Source organism: Pseudomonas sp. S2_A02 (assembly GCF_054668495.1).
This window is the reverse complement of the sequence record NZ_CP162776.1, coordinates 4,128,442-4,152,600: the sequence shown is the minus strand read 5'-3', so window position 1 is coordinate 4,152,600 and position 24,159 is coordinate 4,128,442. Positions and strand designations below refer to the sequence as shown.

The following is a 24,159-nucleotide window of genomic DNA, read 5'->3' as shown; positions in this document are numbered from 1 at the left end:
GACGGGATTGCGTCCTCTTAAACGCGATTCGCGCCAGGCAAGACTCCCATTGGGCCAAGCCCTAACTAAAACAGGATTACTCATGTCCTTTGCTTCCCTCGGTCTCTCCGAGGCTTTAGTCCGCGCCATCGAGGCAGCGGGCTATACCGAGCCTACTCCGGTGCAACAGCGGGCCATTCCCGCCGTGTTGCAAGGTCGCGACCTGATGGTTGCGGCACAGACAGGTACTGGTAAAACCGGCGGCTTCGCCCTTCCGATTCTGGAGCGGTTGTTTCCCAACGGTCACCCGGACAAATCCCAGCGTCACGGCCCGCGCCAACCGCGCGTACTGGTCCTGACCCCAACCCGCGAACTCGCGGCCCAGGTGCACGAGAGCTTCAAGGTCTATGCCCGTGACCTGAAGTTCGTCAGCGCCTGCATCTTCGGCGGCGTCGGCATGAACCCACAGGTTCAGGCCATGTCCCGCGGTGTCGACGTGCTGGTGGCCTGCCCCGGTCGCCTGCTCGACCTCGCCGGCCAAGGCAGCGTCGACCTGTCCCACGTGGAAATCCTCGTACTGGACGAAGCCGACCGCATGCTCGACATGGGCTTTGTCCATGACGTGAAAAAGGTTCTTGCCCGCCTGCCGAGCAAGCGCCAGAACCTGCTGTTCTCGGCGACATTCTCCAAAGACATCACCGACCTTGCCGGCAAGCTGCTGCACAACCCGGAACGCATCGAAGTCACGCCGCCGAACACCACGGTCGAGCGGATCGAACAGCGCGTATTCCGCCTGGCCGCCAGCCACAAGCGTTCGTTGCTGGCGCACCTGATCACCGCGGGCGCCTGGGAACAGGTGCTGGTGTTCACCCGCACCAAGCACGGCGCCAACCGCCTGGCCGAGTACCTGGACAAACACGGCCTCACCGCCGTCGCGATCCACGGTAACAAGAGCCAGAACGCTCGCACCAAAGCCCTGGCCGACTTCAAGGCCGGCGAAGTGCGCATCCTGGTCGCCACCGACATCGCCGCTCGCGGCCTGGACATCGACCAGTTGCCCCACGTGGTCAACTTCGAACTGCCGAACGTCGACGAAGATTACGTGCACCGTATCGGCCGTACCGGCCGTGCCGGTCGTTCGGGCGAGGCGATCTCGCTGGTCGCTCCGGACGAAGAAAAGCTGCTGAAAAGCATCGAGCGCATGACCAAGCAGAAGATTGCCGACGGCAACCTGATGGGCTTCGACTCCAGTGCCGTGGAAGCCGAGAAGCCAGAAGTTCGCGAGCGTCCGGATGTGCGTAACCCGCGCAACCCACGTGGCCCGCGCGGCGACGGTCCGAACGGCAGCGGTGGTGGTGGCGGTCGTAAAGACAAAGGCAAGGACAAGGGCGGCAAGGAAAACCTGCTGCCACTGGCCGTGGTGATCGCCCTGCCCGTGAACACAAGCCCCGCGAAGGCACCCCGGCCCGTGAGCAACAGCGTCCGGCACCTCGCGCCGCCGCTGACCGTGCTCCGGACGAGTTCCTGGACGACGATGTCGATAACTTCGGTAACCGCGTCGACTACGTGCCTCAAGCCAAACCTGCTCAGGGCCGTGGTCGCCGTCCGGGCGCTCCGGCACAAGGTGCAGGTGCAGGTGCTCCGCGCACCGGTCAGCCACAAGGTCGCCAGAACGGTCCACGCAGCAGCAGCGGCGCAACCACCGGTACTCCGCCGGCCAAGCGTAGCGGCCCACGAAATGGTGCTCCACGTGACGGCCAGGCCCGTCGCGAAGAGTCCCGCAACCGCCGCCCGGCCCGTGACGAACAACCTCGTTCGGAACCAGCCGTGCAGAACCCGCGGGGCCCGGCACCGAAGATCATTCACAAGGAGTCGAAAAGCGATCGCTTCCCGACACCTGAGCAACTTGATCAACTTCCAGGCCGTCCACGCGGCGAAAAACCAGCCTTGCTGACCCGCAATCGCTGATTTATCGCTGATATGAAAAATGCCCCGGATCGCAAGATCAGGGGCATTTTTTATGCTGGCGAAGAACCCTGTGGGAGCGGGCTTGCCCGCGATGGCGTCCGTCCAGTAAACATTTATATTGACTGACCCACCGCCATCGCGGGCAAGCCCGCTCCCACAGTGGCTCGGCACCGTCCGTATGGATTCTGGCAGACCATAAAAAACGCCCCCGATCGCGAGATCAGGGGCGTTTTTTTGTTCAGGCAGCGAAATTCACTTCGCTTTCACGCCTTCAAACGTAACGTACAGCTCAACCGCGTCGGACGCTGGGCCCAAATCTTTCTGCTTGCCGAAATCGGAACGCTTGATGCTGGTGGTACCTTCGAAGCCGGCACGGTAGCCGCCCCATGGATCCTTGCCTTCACCCAGGAAGGTGGCTTTGACTACGATTGGCTTGGTCACACCCAGCAGAGTCAAGTTACCGGTAACGTCGGCAGTGTCTTTGCCAGCGGCGTTTTTGCCGGTGGATTTGACGCTGGTGGAAACGAACTTGGCGTCGGCGAATTTGCCCACATTCAGGAAGTCACCGCTGGCAATGTGCTTGTCGCGCTCAGCGTGGTTAGTGAACACGCTGGCGGTGCGTACATTGAACTCGATCTTGCTGTCTTCAGGTTTGGCGGCGTCAAAGCTGAACTTGCCGTCGATGTCCTTGAAGGTACCAGTAATATAGCTGTAACCCAGGTGACTGATCTTGAAGTCAACGAAGGCGTGCTGACCTTCTTTGTCGACAACGTAATCGGCCGCCATCACATTAGCGGACAGCAGAGCAGAACCGATTGCCAGAGCGGCGAGCGTCTTTTTCAACATGCTTTCTATTCCTTTGGAGTCGAGGTTGAACATCAGGCTTTGCGTCCCAGCATTCGCGTCAGGGTCGCATCACGGTCGATAAAGTGGTGTTTCAATGCTGCCAACGCATGGAGGCCGGAAAAAATTACCAGCGCCCAAGCCAGGTACAAATGGATCACACCAGCGGTGTCTGCCTGGTCCGGTAGTCCGGAAACCAGTGCAGGAATTTCAAACAGGCCAAACACCGGGATTCCGACACCGTCTGCGGTGGAAATCAGGTAACCGGCAATCATCACAACGAACAGCCCGATATAGAGGAAGGCATGGCCGAACACGGCGCCAAGACGTGTCATGCGGCTATAACTTTGCAGGGGCGGTGGAGGTGGGCTGATGAAGCGCCACAACACCCGCAGCAACATGACTGCGAACAACACCAGGCCAATGCTCTTGTGCAAATCCGGCGCATCTTTACGCCAGGCGCTGTAGTAGTCGAGACCGACCATCCACAACCCCAACGCGAACAGGCCGAAGACCGCGAGCGCCACACCCCAGTGCACGAAGATGCTGATCCAACCGTAGCGGGAAGAAGAGTTACGTAGCTGCATTGCCCAAATCCTGTAAGAACTGCGCCCAAGACTATCGAGTTATCTATCGACTTAAAGCGGAAAATTTCGCTCTGAAACATCGAGAAATACGATCATGACCTTGGGGTCGAGATGTTAAGAGAGTGTTAACCAGAAGAAAAAACCTACAGCCGCTGTCCCATATTCGCTTCAAAAAAGCTTTTACCATTCGTCAGAACTGTCATATCTGACAGTAGCCACCATTGCAGGTCATTGATGAACCTGACCTCGGGCGTTTGTCCGAGCCTCTGAACAGGAGTTCTACCATGAGTCACCATTCGAGTTCATCCTCCGCAACTACGCAAAACCTATCCAATTCGATACCCGTAGGGGAAGGACCGCGAGGGTTAGCCATCAACAACGATGGATCACGGGTTTTTGTTTGTAATTACATTTCAGGCAATGTGTCAGTGATCAACACCCGGAACAGAAAGGTCATTCGCACCATCGCCGTCGAGCGTTATCCCCAAAACATTGTTCTTGCCCATGGAGGGAAAAGAGCTTACGTGACCAACTACGGTTCAAGTTCGGTTTCAGTTATTGATACTGAAACCTATGCAGTGGGTAACGTCACGGTGGGAAGATATCCTCGGGGAATCGTCGTCAGCCGAGACGGGAAGCATGTTTACGTCACCGTTCGACAAGATAAAGAGTGGCTGGCAATTATTGATACCCGCACTTATGCGGTGAGCAGAGTGCGAGGACTACCCTCTCCCTCCATAAGTGTGGATATCAGCCAGGACGATTCACGTCTTTATATTTCCAGCACAAACTCTCCTGACGGCCCTTATCAGGACGCACTAACGATCATCAACAGCAAGACTTTCAAAGTCCTGGACATCATCAAAACCGAAAAATATCCGTCAGCGATTACCGTCAGCCCCGACGACAGAGAAGTGTATATCGTGTGCCTGGACGCTCAAAAACTGACCGTACTGGACCCTAAGTCATCGACCACCAGGCATTTCGATTTTGTGACGTGCGAAGGGAAAATAGTGTTTGGCGAAAAAAACGCTTATGCCGTTGATCAAATCAAAAAAGAGGTCGTGGAAATTAATACCGCCACGTATGAAATTGTTCGCCGGGTGCCCATCCCTGATGCTTCCGAACCGTATGACATGGTTCTTGATCAACATGAGCAGGCTTATGTCAGCGACTACCAAAGCGACAAAGTACATAGGGTCGATCTAGCTTAGCGTCAAAGCTAAATCAGCCGCCGGCTTTGGGGCGACATACCCAAGACATAAAAAAAGCGCGGCATCACTGCCGCGCTTTTTTTGATTCCAGGACTTACTGCGTCTTGGTTTCAGTTGTCGCCGGGGTCTTCGCAGCAGTACTGACCGCTGGTTTCTTCGTTGGCTCAGTCTTTTTCGCCGTCGCCTTGACCGGAGCTTTTTTGGCCTCGGTTTTGGCAGCAGGCTTTTTCACTGGCGCTTTGGCCGGTGCTTTCTTGGCAGGCTCTGCTTTCACCGGTGCGGCAGGTTTCGGCGCCTCAACCGGTGCTGGCGCTGGAGTCGGCGCAGGTGTTGGGACGGGTGCCGGAGCAACCGGGGCCACTGGTGCTGGCGCCTTGGCCGGTTCCGGTTTGTCGTCAGAACCACCGAACAGATTGGTGAAGAAGTTGCCTTTCTTCGCCGCCACTGCACCGGCCGCTGCTGCGGTCGCCGCCGGAACAACCTTCGCCGGCTCAAACGACTTGCCTGCCGCCAGGTCTTCTACCTGACTGGCTGCACGCTGACCGGTGCGCAATGCGCCTTCCAGAGTGCCTGGGTACAAGGTATCGGTGTGTTCGCCGGCAAAGGCTACACGTTGCAGCGGACGTTCCCACAGGCGCCAGTATTTGCTCATCTGGCCAGGGCCGAAGGCCAGGTAAGCGCCACCCATCGACGGGTCGGTGCTGTAGCGACGGATTTCATAACCGGTGAACGAACCGCGTGCCTGTGGATAAAAGGCGTGCAGACGAATCAGTACCTGATCGACCATCTGCTTGTCGCCGAAGGCCTGCATCACGCGCGCGTTGTCGCCGGACAGGTTGATCACCACGTTGGCGCCGCCCTTCAAGGCCGGCTCAACCCACAACATGCCCAAGCCGGTATTGCTGTAGATCTCGCCAGACATGCGCGCCTTGCTTTCCCATACTGGCGTCTTGAACTTCAGCATGATCTGGTCGCGCCAGCCGTAGTTGGTGCCTTTGATGGCGCCCATGTGCTGGGCATCCAGCGCCGGGGTCATCTGGATCTTGTTCAGTGCACGCAACGGCACGGCCAACACAACGTAGTCCGCCTGATAGCCAACACTGCCGACTTTGACGGTCACACCGTCCTTGTCCTGAGTAATGGCCGAAACCGGGGAGCTGGTCTTGATGGTTTTCAGTTGTTTGACGAAGGCCTGGGCCAGCAGCGGGCTGCCACCAGGCAGACGCGCGGCGCGCAGGTCACGGTCGGCAATGCCACGGTAGACGCGGCTCTGTTGTGCGAAGTACAGCAGTGACAGGCGCGAAGGCTCGTCATAGTGGGTACGAATCTGCTGATTCACCAACTGACGCGCAGTGGCTGGCAGATTCAGGCGATCGAGCCAGTTGGACACGTTGATCTGGTCCAGAGCAAACAGCGTACTGTTGGCGGCCGGGTTCTGCGGGTCCTCAATCGAACGCGCCAGATCATCCAGGGTCTTTTCATAGCGTTTCAGCGCTTCGGCGGTGGCTGGCTGTTTAGTCGCCAGATCGGCGGCGGTGTAGTATTCACCGTCGATCAGATAGCCTGGGGTGCGTACGAATTCAGGAGCTGGCGTGGTGGTCAGCTTGAACGTCGAGACGTACTTGTTCAGCACCGGCTGGGTCTTGTCGCTGCCGATCCACTCACTGGTGGCCATACCGGAACGACCACCCAAAGTCGGTTTGGCTTCCAGCAGGGTGACCTGCCAGCCTTTGTTCTGCAGCTCGTAAGCCGCAGTGAGGCCCGCAAGCCCGCCGCCGACCACGATCGCCGTTTTATCCTTGGCCAGCGCCGAAACGCTGAACAGCCCCAACATCACCAGCGCACAGGCGCGCAGCCAACCAGCAGACATTCAGCGAACTCCGGAAATACACGAGGAAATAGCGGTTTTACGAGTCAGACGACCCAAAGAACCGCGAAGAATACGTCAGCCATCAAATCGCCGCCAGCGACGTCTATCTCCTTATACAAAGTAGCTCAATCGACACAATGGGTTGTCCCGATGACGCGCATTGCATAGGCTTGCGCGATTGTTTGCCCGCGCACCCAGCGAGCCGCCTCGAGGAGACTGAACATGGGCCTGAATAATCAGTGGATGCAACGCGATCTCGCGGTGTTGTGGCATCCCTGCACCCAGATGAAAGACCACGAACAGCTGCCGCTGATCCCGATCAAACGCGGCGAAGGCGTCTGGCTGGAAGACTTCGAAGGCAAACGCTACCTCGACGCCGTCAGCTCCTGGTGGGTCAACGTTTTCGGTCACGCCAACCCGCGGATCAACCAGCGCATCAAGGATCAGGTCGATCAGCTGGAACACGTGATCCTCGCCGGTTTCAGCCATCAGCCGGTGATCGAACTGTCGGAGCGTCTGGTGAAGATGACGCCCGAAGGCCTGACCCGGTGCTTCTACGCTGATAACGGTTCGTCCTGCATCGAAGTCGCGCTGAAAATGAGCTTTCACTACTGGCTCAACCGCGGCCAGCCGAACAAAAAGCGCTTCGTCACCCTCACCAATGGCTACCACGGCGAAACCATGGCAGCGATGGCGGTGGGCGACGTGCCGCTGTTCACCGAAACCTACAAAGCCCTGCTGATGGACACCATCAAGGTGCCGAGCCCCGATTGCTACATGCGCCCCGAGGGCATGAGCTGGGAAGAACACTCGCGCACTATGTTCGCCGCCATGGAGCAAACGCTGGCCGACAACCACGACACCGTGGCCGCTGTGATTCTGGAGCCGCTGATTCAGGGCGCCGGCGGGATGCGCATGTATCACCCGGTGTACCTCAAGCTGCTGCGCGAAGCCTGTGATCGTTATGGCGTGCACTTGATCCACGATGAAATCGCCGTCGGCTTCGGCCGCACCGGAACGATGTTCGCCTGCGAACAGGCCGGCATCCGCCCGGACTTCCTCTGTCTGTCCAAGGCCCTGACCGGCGGCTATCTGCCGTTGGCGGCCTGCCTGACCACCGATGAGGTCTACAGCGCTTTCTACGACGACTACCCGACCCTGCGCGCCTTCCTGCATTCCCACAGCTACACCGGCAATCCGCTGGCGTGCGCGGCGGCATTGGCGACGCTGGATATCTTCGAAGAAGACAACGTTATCGAGAACAACAAGGCCCTGGCCCAACGCATGGCCTCCTCCACCGCGCACCTGGTCGATCACCCGAACGTTGCCGAAGTGCGCCAGACCGGCATGGTCCTGGCCATCGAGATGGTCAAGGACAAGGCCAGCAAGACTGCTTATCCATGGCAGGAACGTCGCGGTTTGAAGGTGTTCCAGCATGCGCTGGAGCGGGGTGCTTTATTGCGGCCGTTGGGCAGCGTGGTGTATTTCCTGCCGCCGTACGTGATTACCCCGGAGCAGATCGACTTTCTAGCCGAAGTGGCCAGCGAAGGCATCGACATCGCTACCCGTGACAGCATCAGCGTGGCGGTGCCGAAGGACTTTCATCCGGGTTACCGTGATCCGGGCTAGTTCCTCTCGTTCCCACGCTCTGCGTGGAAATGCAGCCGGGGACGCTCTGCGTCCCGAAAGCGGACGCGGAGCGTCCGGTGAGGCATTCCCACGCAGAGCGTGGGAACGATCAGTTCAAACGAATTACAGAGACCATTGATGAGACTGTCCCGCTTCTTTATCGACGCCCCCTTGAGCATCGGCGAACACGAACTGCCCGAGGCCCAGGCCCATTACATCAGCCGCGTGCTGCGCATGGCCGAGGGTGATGCGGTGCAATTGTTCGACGGCTCAGGCCATGAGTTTCGCGGCACGCTGGCGGACGTCGGCAAGAAGCGCGTCTCGGTGCGCATCGATGAAAGCTTCGCCGGGCAGGTCGAGTCGTCGCTGGCGGTCCATCTCGGCCAGGGTTTGTCCCGTGGCGAGCGGATGGACTGGGCGATCCAGAAAGCCACCGAACTGGGCGTCAGCGAGATCACCCCGATCTTCACCGACCGCTGCGAAGTCCGCCTCAAGGACGAGCGCGCCGACAAACGCCTGATGCACTGGCGTCAGGTGGCGATCAGCGCCTGCGAGCAGTGCGGGCGCTCATCGGTGCCGGTGATTCATCCGCCGCTGCTGTTGGCCGATTGGCTGAAGCAGACGCAGGCCGAATTGAAATTGGTGCTGCACCCGGTGGCCGAGCCGTTGGTGAGTCATGCGAAACCGGCGACGCTGGCGTTTTTGATTGGCCCGGAAGGCGGGTTGTCCGACGCTGAAGTCGAGCAGGCCAAGGCTGGCGGCTTTCATGCCGCCCGCCTCGGCCCTCGCGTGTTGCGCACCGAAACCGCGCCGGTGGTGGCGCTGGCGGTGGCCCAGCAGTTGTGGGGCGACTTCTGACCCCATGATCGTTCCCACGCTCCGCGTCACTGGACGCGGAGCGTCCGTAGAGGCATTCCCACGCAGAGCGTGGGAACGATCTTTCAGGCACTACTGCACCGGATCACTCACCGGTTTGGCGATAATCGCTTTCAACTCGCTGGTCATCGGAAACTCAAGGTTCAAACCTTTAGGCGGAATCGGCTGCTGGAACCAGCGGTTGTAGATGCCGTTGATTTCCCCTGAGCTGTACAAATCGGCGAGCGTCGAATTCACCAACTCGAGAAATTGCGGATCACCCTTGCGCACCATGCAGCTGTAGATTTCCCGCGATTGCTCCTCGCCCACCACGACCCACTTATGCGGATCGCGCGCCTTGGCGCGTTCACCGTAAAGCAGCGCATCGTCCATATAGAATGCCGCTGCCCGCCCTGACTGCAGCATCTGGAATGCTTCACCGTGGTCCTTGGCGCTGATCACGAACATATCGATCTTGTGATCGACGTTGTAGCTCTTCAGAAACCGCTCATTGGTGGTGCCGGCGGTGGTCACAACGTTCTTGCCGCGCAGATCAGCGAAGCTCTTGATGCCGCTGTCCTTCGCCGTGAGCAATTGCCCCTTCACGTAGATGAACCCATAGGAAAACGCCACTTGCTGCATGCGCTCGGCGGTCACACCGGTGGAGCCGCATTCAAGGTCGACCGTGCCGTTCTGCACCAGCGGAATGCGCGTTTGCGAGGTCACCAGGTTGTACTTCACCTGCAGATCCGGCAGCTCGAGTTTTTGCTTGATGCGCTCGACAATCTTGCTCGCCAGGTCCACCGAATAGCCCATCGGCTGCCCCGTGTGATCACCCACGTAAGAGAACGGCACCGACGCGTCGCGATAACCCAGCGTGATGCTCTTGGCATTGGCGACTTTGTTCAGCGTGCCGGTCAGCGGCGCTTCGTTGGCCTGGACCTGACTGGCGAGCAGCAGGCCGAGGGTGCAGCCGATCAACGTGATTTTTTGCATTGTTATTCTCCGTTGTGGGTAAGTGCGATTAGCGGCGGGCGGCGATCACGGTGATTTCCACCAGAACCTCTGGACGGGCCAGTTGCGCCTGCAACGTGGTGCGAGTCGGTGCCTTGTCCGGCGACAGCCATTGTGACCAGACCTCGTTCATGGCGGCGAAATCGCGGCCAATGTCGCTCAAGTAAATGGTCGCGCTGAGCAAGTGATCCTTGTCGCTGCCAGCCTCGGCCAGCAACCCATCGATTTTCGCCAGAACCTCTGCGGTTTGACCGGCGGCATCGTGGCTGTCACCCGGCACCTGCCCCGATAGAAATACCAGTTCGCCGAAGCTTACGGCGCCAGAGAGTCGACTGTTGCTGTTGAAACGCTTGATGCTCATCGGTTGTTCCTTTTCCAGTCAGGCGACGCGGGGTGCGAGGCCCTGCATTTCGATCGAGGGTGCGCGCCGGGCAATCAACTCACTCAGCAGCCGGGCGCTACCGCAGGCCAACGTAAAGCCCAAAGCGCCATGGCCGAGGTTGAGCCAGAGGTTGCGGTACGCCGTGGCGCCAATCAATGGCACGCCACTGGGAGTCGCCGGGCGCATGCCGGCCCATTCAATGGCAGCGTCATAGTCGCCGGCATTGGGTAAGGTTTCCTGCGCCTGGCGCTTGATCAACGCCAGACGCCTGGGGTCGAGCGCCGGGTCGAAACCGACAATGTCGACCATCGCCGCCACCCGAAGTTGTGCACCGATGCGGGCGTAAACGATCTTGCGGTTGTAATCGGTGATGCTCAGCTCCGGCGCGCGATGTTCGGCGCGGATCGGCAGGGTCAGGCTGTAGCCCTTGAGCGGGTACAGCGGCAGGTTCATGCCCGGCAACGCCAGCGCCGGGCTGCGATGACCGGCAGCGATCACCAGTTGCTCGACCGGCAGCACCTGCGCGCCCATTTCGATGGCCTGCACCGCGCCATCCGCGTGACGAATGCCGGTGACCGTGCGGCCCAGCAAAAACTCGCAACGCCCCGACGCCTTGAGCCGGGCCACCAGTTGCTGGCAGAACGCATGGCAATCAGCGACTTCTTCATCAGGCGTGTAAATCGCGCCCACAAACGGCGCCTCGGCGAGTGCCGGCTCCAACTGTGCGCACTCGGTCCGGGACAACACCTGTTGCTGTCGTGGATCGGCCAGACTGTGGCGCGCATGCTCGAAACTCGCGGCTTCACGAAACGTCACCAGTTTGCCGTTGCGCCGCCAATCGAAACCGTCGAGCCGGTCGTCGTCGCGCCAGCCTTGCAGCGTGGCCTGGCTCAGCAACGCCAGGCGCAGCAGGTGTGCGCCGTTGCGCTGATTCACCGAACGCCGGCAGGCCGCCAGAAAGGACGCCATCCAGCGCCATTGCGCCGGGTCCAGACGCGGGCGCAGCTTCAACGGCGAGTCCCCGCGCAACATCCAGCCCAATGCCTGCAACGGTACGCCGGCGTCGGCCAGTGGCGCGACATAGCGGTAGGACAACTGGCCGCCATTGGCGAAACTGGTTTCGCTGGCAAACGAATCCCGGGCCTCGATCAGCGTCACGTCGATGCCGTCGCGAACCAGTGCGTAAGCCGTCGTCAGCCCGATGACGCCACCACCGATGATGCAAACCCGCTGAGCCATGTCTGTCCTTAAGCGTTGTTGGAACGTGCTTCAGGTTAGGACCAGGTGACAGCCGTTGAACAATGCATAAAGATGGCTGACCCATAAACAAAGGTTATGGACTTGCCATGCGACTGCGACACATCGAAATTTTTCAGGCCATTCGCCAAACCGGTTCGGTCAGTGGCGCTGCACAACTGCTGCACGTATCGCAGCCGGCGGTGAGCAAGGTGCTGCAACACGCTGAACAGCAACTGGGCTTTCCATTATTCCTGCGGGTGCGCGGTAAATTGCAGCCGACGCCCGAAGCCCTGGAACTTGAGCGCGAGGTCGACAAGGTCACTGAAAGCCTGCAAGGCGTGCGACGTCTGGCCCAAAGCCTGCGCCGCGAGCCGGGCCACAGTGTACGGATTGGCGCGATCCCGGCGCTGGCCTTGTCGCTGCTGCCGCCGGCAATCAACGAATGGACGCAACGCTACCCGGAAATCGCCTGCGAACTGTCCAGCGCCCACAGCCGCGAGCTGATGCAGAACTTGTTGATGCGCGAAGTGGATGTCGCTCTGACGCTGCAACTGCCCGATCATCCGGGCCTGAAGGCGCAGGCCCTGGCCTGTGGGATGCTGGTGGCGCTGGCGCCGAAAGGCTTTTGGGCCGACGACACTCACGGTAAACCGCTGCCGTTGATCGAACTGGCCGGCGCGCCGCTGATCGGCTTGTCCAGCGCCGACCCGCTGGCCGCCAGACTCGACAGCTACCTCGAGGCGGTCGATCCGCCGCCAAAGGTACGCATCGCGGTGCAGACCTACTCGCTGGCGCGGGCGATGGTTGAATCCGGGGCCGGGTTGGCAGTGATCGACCCGTTCACCGCGCTCGGCGCGTCCCCCGCCACCACGGCGATTCGCCCTCTGGCACCGGCGCTACCAATCACCCTGTACGCAGTGACCCGCGCCGACGAACCGCCGCCACACACCTTGAGCGACTTGTTGCAGGTGTTCAGCCGACGGGCGCAGGCGCAACTGGATCGCCTGCGTCCCTGAGGGAGAAAGCCTGCTCGCGATCCCCTGTAGGAGCGAGGCTTGCCCTAATGTCACTCGGTTAAGCTGCGGAACCTGTGGGAGCGTGGCTTGCCCGCGATAGCGATCTGTCTGACACATCAATGGTGAATGTGCTGCCGCCATCGCGGGCAAGCCTCGCTCCCACAGGTTTTGCAAATAGCGATCTACAAGACATAAAACAAAATCGCCACAAAGTGCAGCAAGCTCCCGGCAATCACGAACAGATGCCAGATCCCATGCGCATGACGCAGGCGATTGTCGAGGGCAAAAAAGATAATCCCCACGGTGTACAACACCCCGCCCGACGCCAGCCAGGTAAAGCCGACTGGCCCCAGCGCGGCCAGTAATGGCTTGACCGCCACCAGCACGATCCAGCCCATCACCGCGTAGATCACGATCGACAGAATCCGCGCTTCCGAGCGGGGTTTGATCTCTTGCAGGATGCCGATCAGCGCCAGCCCCCAGACAATCCCGAACAGCGTCCAGCCCCACGGCCCGCGCAGAGTCACCAGGCAGAATGGCGTGTAACTGCCGGCAATCAGCAGGTAGATCGAAAAGTGATCGACCTTCTGCATGATCGCTTTCTTGCGCCCGCGCACGCTGTGATAAACGGTCGAGGCGCTGTAGAGCACCAGCAAGGTGAACGCGTAAATCGCCACGCTGACGATCTTCCACGGACTGCCGTCCATACTGGCGATCACCAGCAGCCACACACCCCCGACAAACGCCGCCACCGCCCCGACCAAATGCGTCCAGGCGTTCAATCTCTCCCCGTGATACATGTGTTGCTCACCTCAAAATTCGTTGCCGCATCGCGCAAGGCTCAGGCCTTGAGACTAAAAGCGCAATGTTTCAAAACACAATGCCCCCTGTAGGAGCTGTGTAGGAGCTGTCGAGTGAAACGAGGCTGCGATCTTTTGATCTTGATTCTAGGCGCCCTCTGAAAGTGCTGAAAGATCGCAGCCTTCGGCAGCTCCTACAAAAGCCATCGAGCCAAACGTCAGCCAATTGGGCACAATCGAGCGATTCGAATAAGAGTCACGCCCATGCTGATCGATGAAGAGTTGACCCTGAAAAAACTCGAGGTGTTCCTGGCCTTCATGCGCACCGGCAACCTGGCCCGCGCCGCCGCCGAGTTGCAAACCAGCAACGTCAGCGTGCATCGCGCCATCCACTCTCTGGAAAGCGCCCTGCGTTGCCCGCTATTCAAACACGAAGGCCGCAACCTGACCCCACTCGAAAGCGCTTATGTGCTGGAAGAACGGGCGCAGAAGCTGATTCAGGACGTACTCGAAAGCGTGCGCCTGACCCGCGAAGCGGCTGGGTTCTCGGCTGAGCGCTTCAAACTTGGGTCACTGTATTCGCTGACAGTGAAAACCGTGCCGCAGCTGATCATGGGCCTGAAGATTCGCCGTAGCGAACTCAATATCGACTTGATCCTGGGCTCGAACATCGACCTGTTGTACAAGCTCAAGAACATGGAAGTCGACGCGATCCTGGTGTCGCTGGATGACAGCGTGAATGACCCGGACTGTGAGCAGATTCCGCTGTTTTCCGATGACATCTTCCTCGCCACCCCGGCTGATTCGCCCTTTGCCCAGCGGGCCGAAGTCGATCTGGCCGAGGTGCGTGACGAGACATTCATCACCTTGACCCAAGGCTTCGCCACACACCAGGACGGTATTCGGGTGTTCAAGCAGGCGGGGTTCGAGCCGAAGGTGGCGATGCAGGTCAACGACATCTTCACCCTGCTGAGCATGGTCAGCTCCGGGGTGGGTTATGCGTTGCTGCCGGGAAGGATTGCGGCAGTGTATGAGAACCGGGTGAAGCTGATTCCGTTGCAGGAAAAGTATCGGTTGCAGCAGCATATCGGCGTGGTGTTTTTGAAGGCCAAGGAGCGTGACCCGAATTTGCTGGCGCTTTTGGCAGAGTGTCGGATGTATGCCAATCGCCAGGCTTGAGACCGTGTTGTGGCCTTCGCGGGCAAGCCTCGCTCCTACAGGATTTCGCAGTGCCGCAGAATTGCGGCACAACACATAACCCGTAGGAGCGAGGCTTGCCCGCGAAAGCGTCATCTCAGGCGATACACCTCTCGAACCTACCCCACAATCCCGCGAACAATGAAGTACAGCAACGAAGGCCCCAGCAAGCACCCAAGCCCGGTGTGGAACGTCGCCGTCAACGCGCCATATGGCACCAGCCGCCGATCCGTCGCCGCCAACCCGGCGGTCACACCGCTGACAGTCCCGGCCAAGCCGCCAAACACCATCGCCGAGCGCGGGTTATCCAGCCCCATCCAGCGCGCCGCCATCGGTGTGCCGACCATCACCAGAATCGCCTTGATCAGCCCGGTGGCAATCGACAACGCCATCACGTCGGACGTGGCACCAATCGCGGCCCCGGTCACTGGCCCGACGATATACGTCACTGCGCCTGCGCCAATGGTGGTCATGCTGATCGCATCGCGATAACCGAACACCCAGGCAATGCTCGCCCCGACAATGAACGGCAGGATCGTGCCCAGCAGCAGCGCGATAACACCAATCATCCCGGCCTTTTTCGCTTCGGTGGCCTGCACCTCGAACGCGGTGGCGACAATGGCGAAGTCACGCAACATCGCGCCGCCCATCAAACCAATGCCGGAAAACAGCGACAAATCCGCCAGGCCTTTTTGCCCGCCGGTCATAGTGCCGCCAACCCAGGCCAGCACCAGGCCGATGACGATGGCAATCGCCGAGCCGTGAATTCGTCCGAAGGTCAGGCGTTTGGACAACACCACCGACACCCACATGACCACGCCGACGAAGGCGAACGCCGTGACCAGACTGTTATTTACCAGACCTTTCTCGATGAGTTCCCACATATCAGCGACCTCCTGCCGGTGCGCCAACCGACGTTATATCCGCCGGTTCATCGGGCAAGGGTTCGCCCTTGTGGGTCCGGCTGATCAGGGCAATGGTGCAGCCGCAGAGCACCACCGAACCGATCGCCGCCAGCACCGCCACCGGGCCGCCGTGAAGGGCGGTGACGACGTTCTGTTGCGCGGCCATCGCCACTACCACCGGAATGTACATGGCGCCCCAGAAGCCGACGCCCATCTCGCAATCCTTGGTCATGCCGCCGCGTTTTTGCATCCACAACCGCGCGCAAATCAGCAGGATCATCGCGATCCCGACCCCGCCGACGTTGGATTTAACGCCCAGCAACGCGCCGAGCATGTCACCCATGATCACCCCTGCCAGCGTACAGATCGCCAACAGCGCCACACCGTAAATAATCATTGTTGTAGTCCTCAAAGTGCATCGTCGGAATTGTTGTTTTTGTAGTTCGCAGCCTGAGTCGGTGATCTAGGGTTGGCGGCTTCCCTCCTCATACAACAGCGCCTGCAGGGTATCGAGCCGCGCACCGTCGAAGGCAATCACGGTGCCCTGCTCGAACACCCGGCGCGCCAGCCCGGTCAACACCGCACCGGGCGGCAGTTCGATCTGTAGACGTACGCCACGCTCGTAAGCGCTTTGCACCGTGCCGCGCCAATCCACCACGCGGCACATGTTGAAGGCCAGGTCGTCGCGTAACGCCTCGGGATTGATAACAGGCCGTGCGCGACTACCGCTGAGATAACCCAGCATCGGCGTTTTCAATTGCACCTTGGCGAAGGCTTCGGCCAGGATTTTTGCCGGTGCTTCCAGCAGCAAGCAGTGGGACGGCACGCTGACCGCCAGACGTTTGGCCAGACCGGCGCCACAACCTTTCGCCAACTCGGCAACCGCTTTCATCGCACCATCGCTGCCGGCGATGACGACTTGGTTATCGGCGTTGATATTGGCCAGGTAAACCGGCGTGTCGAGGCTGTGAACCTGCGCCAGCAAACCTTCCACCGTCGCCAGATCCAGACCGATGATCGCGGTCATGCCATAGCCTTGAGGATAAGCCTGCTGCATCAGCTCACCGCGCAGGCTGACCAGATGCAGTGCATCGCTGAAACTCAAGGCGCCCGCGACCACCGCTGCCGGATAGGCGCCAATGGACAATCCCGCCACGTAATCCGGCGCCATTGATAACTGGCGCGAAGCGGCGACGCCGGCAATCAGCAGGCAAAGTTGAACGGCTCTCGTCGACAGCAACGCCTCGGCAGAATCGAGCAGCAAGGCATCTTCGCCAAGCACCTCACTCGCCTCGATCAGCGTTTCCCGAGGCAAACGATGGAGCATGCCCGGTTGCTGCGCACCCTGACCGGGGAACACCAGCAAACTGCTCATGCTGCTTGCTCCTGCGGGTTCCAGGGATCGGTTACCAGACGGGCTTCAAGGGCGTTTTTGAGTAGAACCCAGTGCGAAGAACCAGCCCATTCGCGCAAAGCGACAGCGCCATAAGGCGTCTGCAATTGCATGTCGGCCAGACATTCAGCGGTGCCGAGAAGCGTCACCCATTCTTGTGCTTGAAGTCGGCTCAACGGTTGCGGTGTACGCAGAATCAAATCCAGATCGCTGCGCTCATGCAACGCCGCAAAACCGCTGGCCAATTCAAAACCGGCGCTGCCGCTGACACCCCACACCCAACCGCAGGCGTCGAGCATTGGTCGCAATTGCGCCAGCGCTCGCAAAGCCGGGAGATCCCGAACCGTCTCGACATGACACAGCTCTTCCGGCCTTACCCGACGTGAAATCGCCGTGATCGCCATCGACGTTGCATAACGCTGCTCACGCAAGCGTCCGCGCACGCCGACCGCGATTTGATCCGGCGCAGTCATCGCACGCCGAACCACCACCGGCTGACCCAAGCTGATCGACTCGATCACCCACGCGGGCGCATCCGCAGGCAACTGCTTCGGGGTCATCCCCCAAAGCAGGTCGTGGGCCAGAAACGTGTTCACCACTGCTCTCTCAGCAGTTGGCGAACCTTGCTCGACGCGGCGCGATTGCTCGCCCCCAAGCGGCCGCTCAAATCGCGACGACCTGCCTCGACATCTGCAATTGCCTGAACCAGACACTCGTTCACCCGCACCAGATCCGCCGTCGTCGGCTGTTCGATCTGATCCACCGACAAGGTTTCCCAGAGCAAACCCAGGCTGGCAAAGCTGTCGATGTCATACGCCATCGGCGGCACGCTGGCGGCCAAGGCTTCAAGTTCTTCGACGCTGCGCAAGGTGACCCGCGCCGCCGACGCCTTGCCCATCGCATGCACCATCACCCCCGGATCGCGCAATGCGATCAGCCGGTTGGCCTGATAGCCATGAGCGAGAAAGGCACCAGACATGGCCTTGCCCACCAGCAAACCAATCACTGCGTGCCCGGCCAGTCGGGCGCGGGCATAACTGTCCGCCGCACCGGCCAAGGCCTGATGAATACCGAGGGCTTCTTCGCGTCGGCCGTAAGCCTGACTGGGTACATCGACAATGGCGATCAAGGCGCGTTTTTGAGGCTTGTCGTTATCTGCAGCAATGACGTCATCCACCGCTTTGGCCAGGCCCCAGCCTTCCAGCAAACCGACCTCGCCATTGCGGGCGCGGACGAAGCGGTTGTCGGGATCGGCCACCACCGCGATAAAACGCGCAGGCTGCTCACCCAATAAACCATCGGCGACTTTCAACGACGCCGGTAAACCCTCGACCGGTTTCGCGCCGGCACTCAGGGCGTTGAACCAGTTCAAGCCTCTCAGGGAATACAAACTCATGAGCGCTCTCCTTGATACAGATCGCGAACCGTCGCCGGCTCGATTTGTGGTTCAGCGTCCAGGCTGGCCAGCCGTTGCAGGAACCATTCGGCCTGGCGGCTGCGTTGCTGCGCCGGCAAACCCTGCTTAAGCAATTCGCCGACCTGCTGCTGAATCTGCGCCACGTCGTCAGCGACATAGCGATCCACCAACCCACTGGCGAGCCGTTGCTCGCCGCCGGTCAGGCTCCAGATAAACGGCCGGTCACGGGAGTCGTATTCCTCAAGCCCGGCTTCCTGCTCGATCACTTGGGGGCCGTTAAGGCCAAGGCGCGCTTCCTGAGTCACCAGCAAATAGCTGCACAACCCGGCGGCAATCGACATGCCGCCAAAGCAACCGACGCTGCCGGCGACTACGCCAACTACTGGCTGGTACTGGCGCAAATCGACAATCGCCGCGTGAATATCGGCAATCGCCGCCAACCCGAGATTCGCTTCTTGCAAACGCACGCCACCGGTTTCCAGCAGCAATACAGCGCACGTGGGAATGCCTTTGCGGTTGTCCTCGGCGGCCAATTCCAGCGCACCGGCAATCTTCGCCCCGCCGACTTCACCCAGGCTGCCGCCCTGAAACGCGCCTTCGATGGCCGCGATCACCACCGGCAAACCGTCGATGCTGCCCTTGGCGATCACCACGCCGTCATCGGCTTGCGGCACCACGCCCTGGCGTGACAACCACGGCGACATGACCCGCTGAAACGGGTCGAGCAGCTCACGGAAAGTACCCGCGTCGAGCAAGGCTTTCGCTCGTTGCCGGGCGCCGAGTTCTACGAAGCTATGTTTGCTGAGAAGCGATGCGCTGTCAGTCATGGCTGATCTCCTCAAAGCCTTGTTCCAGGCGCAAACGCACCACGCCGGGAGTGGCGCCGAAATCGTGGATATCAATCGCCATCGCGGGCGGTGTCTGGCCGTCGAACATCCGCGCGAACAGATGCTGCCAGCGTTGTTCACTGCCATTGACCGAGGTCTGCACCTGAATCGTCAGCTTGCCGGCCAACCCCGGCTCGATCAGCACTTCCAGATCGCCCGAGCCCACGCAACCCACCAGCGCCTTGCCCCGTGGCGGCTGCCCGGCGGGAAATTCAAAGGATAAGGTTTCCATCAAAACGCTCCCTGGAAGATGCCGTCGCCCGAGTCGATACGGTCGATGAACAGGCAGGCTGCGAGCAAGTCCGCAGCGCCGCCGGGCGAGGCATTCAACGCGATTAATTGTTGGTCCAGCTCATGCAAACGGCGACGGCCGGCCAGGCTCGCACTGCCGCCGGCGTCGAGCACTGCTTGGGCGCCGATTTGCATGGTCTGCAGGCCTTGTTCGCCTGCGCGGTAGAGCACGCAGGTGTCGGAGAGATGGGTCATGATCGCCAGCAAGGCGTCGAGCCGAGCATTCTGTTCGCCATGGCCGGCGGCGCGGCTGAGTTTGAGTTGCGGCAGTGCGCGTTGAATCACCGCCGGAAAGCCCAGCTGTGCTTCTTCGCGTGCACCGCGAGCGCCGTAACGCTGGGCGACTTGGGCGCCATGGCTTAGAGGACGCGGCGCGTAACGGTCGTCGAGCAAGGCCAGACGTGCAGCGCGCAAGGTCACGGCACTTGCTTTGGTATTCGTGCACTCCAGCGCCGCCGCAGCGACCAACAGCCCCAACGCCCAGATCGCCCCACGATGAGAATTCACACCGTTAGTGGTGGCGAGCATCGTTTGCTCACCGTCACGACCAATCCGCCCGAGGGCTTCGCGCAGGGGTAAACCGACTTCGCCAAACTCGATGGCCGCTTCTGCCATTGCCTTGAACGCCGGCCACAACGACAGCGCCGAGGCGTGCATCAGGCTCAGGTGTAAATCGGTGTGCGCGCCATTGCCGCGACGGTCGACCAGCGCCGGTTTCGGCGACAGATCCGCTTCGTCGATCAGCGCGTCCACCGCGAGATCCGCCAGCCGCTCAGTCAGGGTTAAAGGTTTCGGTTGCAGATTAAATGCGCGCATTACCAGCTCCTGAACTTGGCGGGGGGGTTGTAGAGGCCACCGGACCACTCCACCAGATCGGCCACGCTTTTCGCTGCGAGCAGCTCGCGGGTCGCGTCGGTGCGGCGGATGCCGAGGTCTTCGGGCAAAGCGATCAGGCCTTCGCGGCGCATGCGGGCGGTATCTTTCGGGTTGTGGCGCAGGCCGATGGCGGTCACCCCGGCGACAGCAGCGATCATCGCCTGACGTTCTTCCAGCGAACGGGCCTTGTACAAATAGGCGATGCCTTCTTCGGTGAGCAGATGGGTGACGTCGTCGCCGTAGATCATGATCGGCGCCAGCGGCATGCCGCTTTTCTTCGCTACGTCCACCGCGTCGAGGGTTTCGACGAAGGTCGGTTTGCCGCCCTCCTGGAAGGTCTCGACCATTTGCACCACGAGTTTTTTACCGCGCTCCAGCAGCGCTTCGGGCGCATCGTCGTGACGCATGTCGAGCCAGGCCGGCGTGCCATGGCGGCGACCGCGCGGGTCGTGGCCCATGTTCGGCGCACCACCGAAACCGGCCAGGCGACCGCGAGTCACGGTGGAGGAATGGCCGTCGCCATCGACTTGCAGGGTCGCGCCGATAAACAGGTCCACCGCGTATTGTCCGGCCAGTTGGCAGAACATTCGGTTGGAGCGCAGTGAACCGTCGCGGCCGGTGAAGAACACATCCGGTCGAGCGGCGATGTAGTTTTCCATGCCCAGTTCAGTGCCGAAGCAATGCACGCTTTCGACCCAGCCGCTTTCGATGGCCGGGATCAGGGTTGGGTGAGGATTGAGCGTCCAGTTGCGGCAGATCTTGCCCTTGAGGCCGAGGGATTCGCCGTAGGTCGGCAGGATCAGTTCGATAGCCGCAGTGTTGAAACCGATGCCGTGGTTGAGCGACTGGACGTTGTGTTTTTCGTAGATCCCGCGGATCGCCATCATCGCCATCAACACGTGCACAGGCTTGATGTGTCGTGGGTCGCGGGTGAACAGCGGTTCGATGTAGAACGGCTTGTCGGCCACCACCACGAAATCGACCCAGGACGCGGGAATGTCGACACGGGGCAGTTCGCTGACATCGTCCACCAATTGGTTGACCTGGACGATGACGATGCCGTCGCTGAACGCCGCCGGTTCGATCAACGCGGGGGTGTCTTCGGTGCTCGGCCCGGTGTAGATGTTGCCCGCGCGGTCGGCCATGAAACCGGCCGAGAGCACGACGTTCGGGATCAAGTCCACCACCAGCCGCGCATAGAGTTCGATGTAGGTGTGGATCGCGCCGATTTCCAGCAAACCGTCTTCAAGCAACTGGCTGATGCGCAGGCTCTGGGTGCCGGCGAACGAGAAGTCGAGCTTGCGGGCGATGCCGCGCTCGAACAGGTCCAGGTGCTCGGAACGTCCGACGCTGGGCATGATCATGTGCAAGTCATGCAGCTTGCCCGGATCGGCCTTGGCCAGGGAGCGGGAAAGGAAATCTGCCTGCTTCTGGTTATTGCCCTCCAGCACCACACGGTCGCCAGGCAGAATCAACGCCTCCAGCGCCGCAACGATCTTGTCGGTGGGCAGCACCACACCGTCGGCTAGATCCTTGACCAACTCCAGGCGCCGCTGCTTTTCGCTGCGCCGCCGCGTCCATCGCGAGTCGGGGGATATTGTTGTTGTCATGACCACTCCACGGGTTCGCTGTCGTGGGAGTCACCTTAGGAGCGTTGGGTGGGGGGCATCAATCAAGCAAAGTGGTGGATCGTTACGCTGACCGTAATGATCAAACACCGTCCCGATCGTTCCCACGCTCTGCGTGGGAACGATCAGGTCCGCGATGAACTGAAGGTCGCCATCTGTTGCTGCACTCGAATCAGAAGCTGTTCAGCACTTTCCAATAGCTGCGCCAACAACGCCGGATCTTCATCCATATAGCCTTCGTACTCCGCCAGGTTTCGTCGCTCATGACACAGGGCGAATAGCCGAACCTGTACTTTTGCCAATATCAGCGGTATGAACCAGGCACTGAAACACCAGATATCGCTTGTCTGAACGGTAGCCGCACAAGCGAAGAGCCGTCAGTGCAAGGGCATGGGCAGCGTTGTAAGCCAGGTCGAAACGACTCGCGAAGGAAAGCGAAGACATTTGCGCGTCTTTCAATCGATCCACAGCCGACCGCATCAGCCCTTCGCATTCCTTGCGGTCCGGCGGCTCAGCTTTCAGTCCACCGCTACGTAACAGGTTTTCCAGGTTCTCGTTGCTGCCCATCCTTGGACTCCAAAGGGTTTCCCCCATCAGATTGATCTTGTCCTGCTGCGCTACCCGCACGACAAAACTATTTTCAGCCGCCAGTTTGGCGGCCCAGTCGTCGGGGGTGTAGAGCGTCGGGTTGAGGACGCGGCCCAACTGCTCTTCCATCGGTATAAGCCGCTCCATCACTTCACTGTAGTGGAGGCCCTCACCGATCAGCATGAGATCAATGTCACTGGATGCGTTTGCCTGATCCTTGGCGATAGAGCCGTACACAAATGCCCAGGTGATCTGTTCGACAAAGGGTTGGAGCGCCTGACGCAGAGGCTCGGCAATACCAAAAGTTTTACGGGCGATACCCAGCAGTTCGGCATAGATCGGGCAGTCGGGATTGGCTTGATAGTGGGTCTGGTTGCCCTGACGGCTCATGGTCAGCACGCCTGCCCGCTGCAACCGATCCAGCTCGCGCATGAGGCTGCCTTTACCCACTTGAGCCCAGCGGGCGATCTCGTTGGCGTAAAAACTTCGGTCGGGTTTACCAAACAGCAGGCCGAGCACTTTTTGCTGGGTGGTGGTGAACAAGGCTTCGCTTAGTGACAGGTTTTTCACGGCAACGACCGATAAGTCCCAAAAAAGGAACGATAGGTCCCTTTTTGGGAATCTTCAACCTGACGCAGCGTAAACCATTGTTCTCGGTGTACCTGATACACCCCGGTTGCAGGTTTTGGGGCTGCTTCGCAACCCAGCGGGAGCAAGCTCCCTCGCCACAGGGGGGGCCGACCACTTGGGGTTTTGTGTTTAAAAGTTTGTCCGCAGGAGCGGTGAGAGGCTACGCAGTCTGGCGTCGCTGCCTACAGCAATGCCGGAACCCGCTGACTGGTGCGGTTTTGCGTTGATCTTTATTGTTTGTCGGTCGCTGCCAATTCAGCGACCGGGATTGGAAACCCCGACGAGCAAACGGCGTGAAAGCGCCACTCATGACGTATGCTTGCGCACCTTTAAAGTGTGCACTCCGTTATGGCGGCTGTGCGCGGGAGACCTTCGGGTCAACCGGGTTGCCGTTTCCCGGGTTTCCAGCCTGCGTACAGCTGCCACCCCTTCGTTCGGAAACCGAAAGGGCCAGCTCCAAACCATAAGCGGAGAATCACTATGTTCAAAGCTACTCCCAATCCCCCGGAAACCGACACCGATTCCCAAGCATCCCTCGATGCAGAAAAAATGAAGGAAGCCGCTGACCGCGCCTTCTCCCATTACTTCCCGTCACCCCACGAAAAACCGGCTAAACGCCGTAAGTCCCAGCTCTTCACCGTCTCCCCCGATATCGACACCGAAGCCCTTCTGGCCAATGCCTCCGAAGACCTGCTGTCCATCAGCGCCATTGCTGCCGACCTGGCGGACGATGTGGAAGGCTCACGCCGCTCTGTCGCCTTGGCGCTCAGCCGTTTGGCAGATGGCGTGCAGTTGTTGGTAGAGCGAGTGCTGGATCATCATGAGTCGTTGCAGATGAAGGCTCAGGCCGGGATTTAGCGCAGCCCCCCTGTGGCGAGGGAGCTTGCTCCCGTTCGGCTGCGGAGCAGTCGTAAAACCATTGTTCTCGGTGTACCTGATACACCTGGATTG

At 60.2% G+C, this 24,159-nt stretch carries 22 protein-coding genes and 3 pseudogenes; 7 read left to right on the top strand and 18 right to left on the bottom strand.

Annotation, left to right across the window (positions count from 1 at the left end):
• Positions 1-82: 82 nt before the first annotated feature.
• Positions 83-1,947: pseudogene (locus AB4O41_RS18960) on the top strand (DEAD/DEAH box helicase).
• Between the two features lie 252 nt (positions 1,948-2,199).
• Here AB4O41_RS18960 and AB4O41_RS18955 read toward each other — a convergent pair.
• Both AB4O41_RS18955 and AB4O41_RS18950 read right to left on the bottom strand, forming a co-directional pair.
• Entirely contained in the window at positions 2,200-2,793 is a 594-nt protein-coding gene (locus tag AB4O41_RS18955; protein ID WP_253546516.1) for a YceI family protein, read from the bottom strand.
• Between the two features lie 32 nt (positions 2,794-2,825).
• Positions 2,826-3,377, bottom strand: coding sequence for a cytochrome b (locus tag AB4O41_RS18950; RefSeq protein WP_460144267.1), 552 nt, complete (start codon positions 3,375-3,377; stop codon positions 2,826-2,828).
• Between the two features lie 284 nt (positions 3,378-3,661).
• Between AB4O41_RS18950 and AB4O41_RS18945 the strand changes: the two genes are divergently transcribed.
• Complete coding sequence (locus tag AB4O41_RS18945; protein ID WP_460144266.1) at positions 3,662-4,591, top strand: beta-propeller fold lactonase family protein; 930 nt, start codon at positions 3,662-3,664, stop codon at positions 4,589-4,591.
• A 94-nt stretch (positions 4,592-4,685) separates the two neighbouring features.
• On the opposite strand, the gene AB4O41_RS18940 is transcribed toward AB4O41_RS18945, so the two are convergent.
• Positions 4,686-6,461: a flavin monoamine oxidase family protein gene (locus AB4O41_RS18940; protein WP_460144265.1), complete on the bottom strand. Its 1,776-nt coding sequence runs from the start codon at positions 6,459-6,461 to the stop codon at positions 4,686-4,688.
• A 222-nt stretch (positions 6,462-6,683) separates the two neighbouring features.
• Here AB4O41_RS18940 and AB4O41_RS18935 point away from each other — a divergent pair, with 222 nt between their 5' ends.
• Both AB4O41_RS18935 and AB4O41_RS18930 read left to right on the top strand, forming a co-directional pair.
• On the top strand, positions 6,684-8,090 hold the full coding sequence (locus AB4O41_RS18935; RefSeq protein ID WP_460144264.1) for an adenosylmethionine--8-amino-7-oxononanoate transaminase: 1,407 nt from the start codon (positions 6,684-6,686) through the stop codon (positions 8,088-8,090).
• Between the two features lie 138 nt (positions 8,091-8,228).
• Entirely contained in the window at positions 8,229-8,948 is a 720-nt protein-coding gene (locus AB4O41_RS18930; RefSeq protein ID WP_460144263.1) for a 16S rRNA (uracil(1498)-N(3))-methyltransferase, read from the top strand.
• A 90-nt stretch (positions 8,949-9,038) separates the two neighbouring features.
• On the opposite strand, the gene AB4O41_RS18925 is transcribed toward AB4O41_RS18930, so the two are convergent.
• From AB4O41_RS18925 to AB4O41_RS18915, 3 genes are read right to left on the bottom strand one after another with little or no spacing between them, the layout of a single operon-like run.
• Positions 9,039-9,941: a transporter substrate-binding domain-containing protein gene (locus AB4O41_RS18925; RefSeq protein WP_007898005.1), complete on the bottom strand. Its 903-nt coding sequence runs from the start codon at positions 9,939-9,941 to the stop codon at positions 9,039-9,041.
• Positions 9,942-9,969: 28 nt separating this feature from the next.
• Complete coding sequence (locus AB4O41_RS18920) at positions 9,970-10,320, bottom strand: RidA family protein (RefSeq protein ID WP_460144262.1); 351 nt, start codon at positions 10,318-10,320, stop codon at positions 9,970-9,972.
• 18 nt (positions 10,321-10,338) lie between these two features.
• Positions 10,339-11,580 (bottom strand): D-amino acid dehydrogenase, encoded by a 1,242-nt coding sequence (locus AB4O41_RS18915; RefSeq protein ID WP_460144261.1) that lies wholly within the window; start codon positions 11,578-11,580, stop codon positions 10,339-10,341.
• Between the two features lie 107 nt (positions 11,581-11,687).
• Between AB4O41_RS18915 and AB4O41_RS18910 the strand changes: the two genes are divergently transcribed.
• On the top strand, positions 11,688-12,596 hold the full coding sequence (locus AB4O41_RS18910; RefSeq protein WP_460144260.1) for a LysR family transcriptional regulator: 909 nt from the start codon (positions 11,688-11,690) through the stop codon (positions 12,594-12,596).
• Positions 12,597-12,778: 182 nt separating this feature from the next.
• Here the strand turns inward: AB4O41_RS18910 and trhA are convergent, their stop codons facing one another.
• Positions 12,779-13,396 carry a PAQR family membrane homeostasis protein TrhA gene (gene trhA, locus AB4O41_RS18905; protein ID WP_460144259.1) on the bottom strand — a complete coding sequence of 206 codons (618 nt, stop codon included), beginning with the start codon at positions 13,394-13,396 and terminating at the stop codon, positions 12,779-12,781.
• A gap of 264 nt (positions 13,397-13,660) precedes the next feature.
• Between trhA and AB4O41_RS18900 the strand changes: the two genes are divergently transcribed.
• Positions 13,661-14,575, top strand: coding sequence for a LysR family transcriptional regulator (locus tag AB4O41_RS18900; protein WP_123357331.1), 915 nt, complete (start codon positions 13,661-13,663; stop codon positions 14,573-14,575).
• 137 nt (positions 14,576-14,712) lie between these two features.
• On the opposite strand, the gene madM is transcribed toward AB4O41_RS18900, so the two are convergent.
• The 11 genes and pseudogenes from madM to AB4O41_RS18845 form a co-directional block, all read right to left on the bottom strand.
• Positions 14,713-15,477 (bottom strand): malonate transporter subunit MadM, encoded by a 765-nt coding sequence (gene madM, locus AB4O41_RS18895; RefSeq protein WP_367373295.1) that lies wholly within the window; start codon positions 15,475-15,477, stop codon positions 14,713-14,715.
• Position 15,478: 1 nt separating this feature from the next.
• A complete protein-coding gene (gene madL, locus AB4O41_RS18890; RefSeq protein WP_007897996.1) occupies positions 15,479-15,895 on the bottom strand; it encodes a malonate transporter subunit MadL in 417 nt (138 codons plus the stop codon).
• A gap of 66 nt (positions 15,896-15,961) precedes the next feature.
• Complete coding sequence (mdcH, locus tag AB4O41_RS18885) at positions 15,962-16,873, bottom strand: malonate decarboxylase subunit epsilon (RefSeq protein ID WP_460144258.1); 912 nt, start codon at positions 16,871-16,873, stop codon at positions 15,962-15,964.
• Positions 16,870-17,490: a malonate decarboxylase holo-ACP synthase gene (locus AB4O41_RS18880; RefSeq protein ID WP_460144257.1), complete on the bottom strand. Its 621-nt coding sequence runs from the start codon at positions 17,488-17,490 to the stop codon at positions 16,870-16,872. The genes mdcH and AB4O41_RS18880 overlap by 4 nt, the downstream gene beginning before the upstream one ends.
• On the bottom strand, positions 17,484-18,287 hold the full coding sequence (mdcE, locus tag AB4O41_RS18875; protein ID WP_460144256.1) for a biotin-independent malonate decarboxylase subunit gamma: 804 nt from the start codon (positions 18,285-18,287) through the stop codon (positions 17,484-17,486). Before mdcE ends, AB4O41_RS18880 begins: the two co-directional genes overlap by 7 nt.
• On the bottom strand, positions 18,284-19,135 hold the full coding sequence (locus AB4O41_RS18870; protein ID WP_460144255.1) for a biotin-independent malonate decarboxylase subunit beta: 852 nt from the start codon (positions 19,133-19,135) through the stop codon (positions 18,284-18,286). Before AB4O41_RS18870 ends, mdcE begins: the two co-directional genes overlap by 4 nt.
• Positions 19,128-19,427 (bottom strand): malonate decarboxylase subunit delta, encoded by a 300-nt coding sequence (locus AB4O41_RS18865; protein ID WP_460144254.1) that lies wholly within the window; start codon positions 19,425-19,427, stop codon positions 19,128-19,130. Before AB4O41_RS18865 ends, AB4O41_RS18870 begins: the two co-directional genes overlap by 8 nt.
• Entirely contained in the window at positions 19,427-20,302 is an 876-nt protein-coding gene (locus AB4O41_RS18860) for a triphosphoribosyl-dephospho-CoA synthase (RefSeq protein ID WP_460144253.1), read from the bottom strand. The genes AB4O41_RS18865 and AB4O41_RS18860 overlap by 1 nt, the downstream gene beginning before the upstream one ends.
• Complete coding sequence (gene mdcA, locus AB4O41_RS18855; RefSeq protein ID WP_460144252.1) at positions 20,302-21,972, bottom strand: malonate decarboxylase subunit alpha; 1,671 nt, start codon at positions 21,970-21,972, stop codon at positions 20,302-20,304. The genes AB4O41_RS18860 and mdcA overlap by 1 nt, the downstream gene beginning before the upstream one ends.
• A gap of 143 nt (positions 21,973-22,115) precedes the next feature.
• A pseudogene (locus AB4O41_RS18850) lies at positions 22,116-22,557 on the bottom strand (hypothetical protein).
• Positions 22,520-23,148, bottom strand: a pseudogene (locus AB4O41_RS18845) (nucleotidyltransferase domain-containing protein). The pseudogenes AB4O41_RS18850 and AB4O41_RS18845 overlap by 38 nt, the downstream one beginning before the upstream one ends.
• Before the next feature lie 540 nt (positions 23,149-23,688).
• Between AB4O41_RS18845 and AB4O41_RS18840 the strand changes: the two are divergent.
• On the top strand, positions 23,689-24,066 hold the full coding sequence (locus AB4O41_RS18840; protein WP_460144251.1) for a DUF6124 family protein: 378 nt from the start codon (positions 23,689-23,691) through the stop codon (positions 24,064-24,066).
• Positions 24,067-24,159 lie beyond the last annotated feature (93 nt).

Coding starts and splice junctions, on each gene's coding strand:
- AB4O41_RS18955 (WP_253546516.1), bottom strand. CDS start 2,793: ATGTTGAAAAAGACGCTCGCCGCTCTGGCAATCGGTTCTGCTCTGCTG.
- AB4O41_RS18950 (WP_460144267.1), bottom strand. CDS start 3,377: ATGCAGCTACGTAACTCTTCTTCCCGCTACGGTTGGATCAGCATCTTC.
- AB4O41_RS18945 (WP_460144266.1), top strand. CDS start 3,662: ATGAGTCACCATTCGAGTTCATCCTCCGCAACTACGCAAAACCTATCC.
- AB4O41_RS18940 (WP_460144265.1), bottom strand. CDS start 6,461: ATGTCTGCTGGTTGGCTGCGCGCCTGTGCGCTGGTGATGTTGGGGCTG.
- AB4O41_RS18935 (WP_460144264.1), top strand. CDS start 6,684: ATGGGCCTGAATAATCAGTGGATGCAACGCGATCTCGCGGTGTTGTGG.
- AB4O41_RS18930 (WP_460144263.1), top strand. CDS start 8,229: ATGAGACTGTCCCGCTTCTTTATCGACGCCCCCTTGAGCATCGGCGAA.
- AB4O41_RS18925 (WP_007898005.1), bottom strand. CDS start 9,941: ATGCAAAAAATCACGTTGATCGGCTGCACCCTCGGCCTGCTGCTCGCC.
- AB4O41_RS18920 (WP_460144262.1), bottom strand. CDS start 10,320: ATGAGCATCAAGCGTTTCAACAGCAACAGTCGACTCTCTGGCGCCGTA.
- AB4O41_RS18915 (WP_460144261.1), bottom strand. CDS start 11,580: ATGGCTCAGCGGGTTTGCATCATCGGTGGTGGCGTCATCGGGCTGACG.
- AB4O41_RS18910 (WP_460144260.1), top strand. CDS start 11,688: ATGCGACTGCGACACATCGAAATTTTTCAGGCCATTCGCCAAACCGGT.
- trhA (WP_460144259.1), bottom strand. CDS start 13,396: ATGTATCACGGGGAGAGATTGAACGCCTGGACGCATTTGGTCGGGGCG.
- AB4O41_RS18900 (WP_123357331.1), top strand. CDS start 13,661: ATGCTGATCGATGAAGAGTTGACCCTGAAAAAACTCGAGGTGTTCCTG.
- madM (WP_367373295.1), bottom strand. CDS start 15,477: ATGTGGGAACTCATCGAGAAAGGTCTGGTAAATAACAGTCTGGTCACG.
- madL (WP_007897996.1), bottom strand. CDS start 15,895: ATGATTATTTACGGTGTGGCGCTGTTGGCGATCTGTACGCTGGCAGGG.
- mdcH (WP_460144258.1), bottom strand. CDS start 16,873: ATGAGCAGTTTGCTGGTGTTCCCCGGTCAGGGTGCGCAGCAACCGGGC.
- mdcE (WP_460144256.1), bottom strand. CDS start 18,287: ATGAGTTTGTATTCCCTGAGAGGCTTGAACTGGTTCAACGCCCTGAGT.
- AB4O41_RS18870 (WP_460144255.1), bottom strand. CDS start 19,135: ATGACTGACAGCGCATCGCTTCTCAGCAAACATAGCTTCGTAGAACTC.
- AB4O41_RS18865 (WP_460144254.1), bottom strand. CDS start 19,427: ATGGAAACCTTATCCTTTGAATTTCCCGCCGGGCAGCCGCCACGGGGC.
- AB4O41_RS18860 (WP_460144253.1), bottom strand. CDS start 20,302: ATGCGCGCATTTAATCTGCAACCGAAACCTTTAACCCTGACTGAGCGG.
- mdcA (WP_460144252.1), bottom strand. CDS start 21,972: ATGACAACAACAATATCCCCCGACTCGCGATGGACGCGGCGGCGCAGC.
- AB4O41_RS18840 (WP_460144251.1), top strand. CDS start 23,689: ATGTTCAAAGCTACTCCCAATCCCCCGGAAACCGACACCGATTCCCAA.